This is a genomic window from Pseudomonas sp. DCB_AW, from assembly GCF_026240895.1.
In the GTDB taxonomy this organism is placed as follows: domain Bacteria; phylum Pseudomonadota; class Gammaproteobacteria; order Pseudomonadales; family Pseudomonadaceae; genus Aquipseudomonas; species Aquipseudomonas kermanshahensis.
Genome location: NZ_JAPFCE010000138.1, coordinates 1 through 2,880, shown reverse-complemented (window position 1 = coordinate 2,880; position 2,880 = coordinate 1). Strand labels below are relative to the sequence as shown.

The window sequence follows — 2,880 nt, the reverse complement described above, 5'->3', positions numbered from 1 at the left end:
CCTACAGAGGCATGCATATCCTGTAGGAGCGGCCTTGTGCCGCGAACGAGGGCGCAGCCCTCGCCAGCAATATCCCCCGCTACTCGATTTTGGCCAACAAAGTCCCCCCCAGCTCTAGGTCCCCGGGCCGCCATGCGTTAGCATCCCTCTCCGATAGAACGCTTCGGCCGTACGGCCGTGCCAACAATAAGATTTGCTTCTTTTCTTGCTAGGGGACTTGGTGATGATCAAGAAATACCTTTCGCGACTGCTGGTCGGTGTCACCGCCCTGGTCGCGGTCTCGGCAGCCCAGGCTGGCGCCATCGAAGACGCGGTCAAGCGCGGCACCCTGAAAGTGGGCATGGACCCTACCTACATGCCGTTCCAGATGACCAACAAGCGTGGCGAGATCATCGGCTTCGAAGTCGATATCCTCAAGGCCATGGCCAAGTCCATGGGCGTCAAGCTGGAGACGGTCTCCACCGCCTATGACGGCATCATCCCAGCCCTGCTGACCAACAAGTTCGACATGATCGGCAGCGGCATGACCCTGACCCAGGAACGCAACCTGCGCCTGAACTTCAGCGAACCCTTCATCGTGGTCGGCCAGACCCTGCTGATCCGCAAGGAGCTGGCAGGCGAGATCAAGACCTACAAAGACCTGAACAACGAGAAGTACCGCATCACCTCCAAGCTCGGCACCACCGGCGAGATGGTTTCCAAGAAGCTGATCGGCAAAGCCAAGTACCACGGCTATGACAACGAGCAGGAAGCGGTGATGGACGTGGTCAACGGCAAGGCCGATGCCTTCGTCTACGATGCCCCGTACAACGTGGTGGCGGTGGAAAAGGCCGGCGCTGGCAAGCTGCTGTTCCTCGAAGAACCCTTCACCTACGAGCCACTGGCGTTCGGCCTGAAGAAGGGCGATTACGACAGCATCAACTTCATCAACAACTTCCTGCACCAGATCAAGCATGACGGGACCTACGATCGTATCCACGACAAGTGGTTCAAGAACAAGGACTGGCTGAAGGAAATGGAATAAGGCCCAGGCCACAAGCCCAGCCTTTGACCCCAACGCGCAGGCAAACCCTGCGCGTTCGCATTTACGGAAGTACCCCACGTGATCAAACACAAGAAAGCCCAGTGGCCCTGGCACGCGCTGACCGCGCTGGTGTTGGTGGGCCTGGCGGTCAGCCTGTACCTGGCCACCTCGATGATGTCTTACGAGTGGCGCTGGAACCGCGTCCCGCAGTACTTTGCCTACCAGGCCGAAGAAGCCCAGCGCGCGGCCGGCTACGGCACCGTGCAGGACATCGTCGTTTCCGGTGACACTGCCCGCGTAACGCTGAAAGAAGAAGGGGGCGCCGAGCAGGTGCTCGACGTCGACAGCAACAGCTTGCTGCTGAGCCGTGGCGATGATGTTGCTGAGGGCGACCAGATCGGCGTGACCCGCCACTGGGCGGCAGGCCCGTTGGCGTGGGGCCTGTGGACCACGTTGTGGCTGTCGGTGTTGTCCGGTGCCCTGGGCCTGGTGATCGGCCTGTTCGCGGGCCTGTGCCGGCTGTCGAACAACCCGACCCTGCGTGACCTCTCGACCGTTTACGTCGAACTGGTGCGCGGCACACCGCTGCTGGTACAGATCTTCATCTTCTACTTCTTCATCGGCACTGTGCTCAACCTGTCCCGCGAGTTCGCCGGGGTGGCTGCGCTGGCGCTGTTCACCGGCGCCTATGTCGCCGAGATTGTGCGTGCCGGCGTGCAGTCGATTGCCCGGGGCCAGAACGAGGCGGCCCGTTCGCTGGGCTTGAACGCCAGCCAGTCGATGCGCCACGTGATCCTACCCCAGGCCTTCAAGCGTGTGCTGCCGCCCTTGGCTGGCCAGTTCATCAGCCTGGTCAAGGACACCTCGCTGGTGTCGGTAATTGCCATTACCGAACTGACCAAGAGCGGCCGCGAGGCCATCACCACCTCGTTCTCGACGTTCGAGATCTGGTTCTGCGTGGCAGGCTTGTACCTGCTGATCAACCTGCCGCTGTCGCATTTGGCCAGCCGGCTCGAGCGGAGGCTTGCGCAAAGTGATTGAAGTCCGTGATCTGGTAAAAGTCTTCGACACCCGCGGCCACGTCGTGCGTGCGGTGGACAACGTCACCACGCGCGTGGCCAAGGCCGAAGTGGTGGTGGTGCTTGGCCCCTCGGGGTCGGGCAAATCGACCTTCCTGCGCTGCCTCAACGGCCTGGAGCATTTCGACGAAGGCGTTGTCGCCATCGACGGCTTGCAACTGGCCGACCCGAAAACCGACATCAACGCCTACCGCCGCGAAGTCGGCATGGTGTTCCAGCATTTCAACCTGTTCCCGCACATGACCGTGCTGGAAAACCTGTGCTTGGCGCAAAAAGTCGTGCGCAAGCGCGGCAAGGCCGAGCGCGAGGCCAAGGCCCGTGCGCTGCTGGAAAAAGTGGGTATTTCGCAGAAAGCCAACGAGTACCCGTCGCGCCTCTCTGGCGGCCAGCAGCAGCGGGTGGCGATCGCCCGCGCCTTGGCGATGGAGCCGAAGGTGATGCTGTTCGACGAGCCGACCTCGGCGCTCGACCCGGAAATGGTCGGTGAAGTGCTGGACGTGATGAAGACCCTGGCCCAGGAAGGCATGACCATGGTTTGCGTCACCCACGAAATGGGCTTTGCCCGTGAAGTGGCGGACCGGGTGCTGTTCTTCGATCACGGCAAATTGCTGGAAGATGCCTCGCCGGCGCAGTTCTTCGATGCACCGAAGGACCCGCGCGCACAGGCGTTTCTGCGTCAGGTACTGTAACTACAGCCCTGCAGGAGCAGCCTTGTGCTGCGAAGAGGCCGGTAAGCGCTGCGAAGATCACGGGTAGTCTACCGGCCTCTTCGCAGCA

At 61.6% G+C, this 2,880-nt stretch carries 3 protein-coding genes; all 3 read left to right on the top strand.

Going from position 1 to position 2,880, the window contains the following annotated elements:
• Nucleotides 1-226: 226 nt before the first annotated feature.
• Complete coding sequence (locus OO306_RS27885; protein ID WP_027592405.1) at nucleotides 227-1,024, top strand: transporter substrate-binding domain-containing protein; 798 nt, start codon at nucleotides 227-229, stop codon at nucleotides 1,022-1,024.
• Nucleotides 1,025-1,102: 78 nt separating this feature from the next.
• Nucleotides 1,103-2,065, top strand: coding sequence for an amino acid ABC transporter permease (locus tag OO306_RS27880; RefSeq protein WP_265970372.1), 963 nt, complete (start codon nucleotides 1,103-1,105; stop codon nucleotides 2,063-2,065).
• Nucleotides 2,058-2,792, top strand: coding sequence for an amino acid ABC transporter ATP-binding protein (locus tag OO306_RS27875; RefSeq protein ID WP_027592407.1), 735 nt, complete (start codon nucleotides 2,058-2,060; stop codon nucleotides 2,790-2,792). Before OO306_RS27880 ends, OO306_RS27875 begins: the two co-directional genes overlap by 8 nt.
• Nucleotides 2,793-2,880: the final 88 nt, after the last annotated feature.